The sequence below is a fragment of the Liquorilactobacillus sicerae genome (assembly GCF_029916425.1).
GTDB lineage: Bacteria > Bacillota > Bacilli > Lactobacillales > Lactobacillaceae > Liquorilactobacillus > Liquorilactobacillus sicerae.
This window is the reverse complement of the sequence record NZ_JAHAVQ010000172.1, coordinates 1-479: the sequence shown is the minus strand read 5'-3', so window position 1 is coordinate 479 and position 479 is coordinate 1. Positions and strand designations below refer to the sequence as shown.

Below are 479 nucleotides of genomic sequence, written 5' to 3'. Positions count from 1 at the left end.
CTATAGATCATTTTCATCAAATTGATGTTTTAGTTAACAATGCCGGAATCAACCGCGATATGTTGGCTAATCGGATGTCTTTAGAAGATTTCCAAGCGCCGATTAAAACTAATTTAATTGGTAGTTTTAATGTTACTCAGCCAGCTCTTAAAACAATGTACCACCAAAAAAGGGGCAGCATTATCAATATTTCCAGTGTTGTTGCTTTAATTGGCAATATCGGCCAAGTTAATTATGCAGCCAGCAAAGCTGGTTTAATCGGTTTAACAAAGACACTCGCTAGAGAAGCTGCTCGTCGCCATGTACGCTGCAATGCGATCGCGCCGGGTATGATTTCGACCGATATGGTTTCTGCTTTGGCTGAAAAAAATCAAGAACAGTTAAAAAAACAGATTCCTTTAGGCGATTTTGGTTCACCTGATGAAGTTGCCCAGGCGGCTGTCTTTTTAGCAGAGAATGACTATATTACAGGTCAGGTA

At 40.1% G+C, this 479-nt stretch carries 1 protein-coding gene; it reads left to right on the top strand.

Translation table 11 applies throughout. From position 1 onward, the window contains the following. The coding region (locus tag KH893_RS11835) for an SDR family oxidoreductase (RefSeq protein ID WP_281166283.1) at window positions 1-479 on the top strand (479 nt) is incomplete at both ends.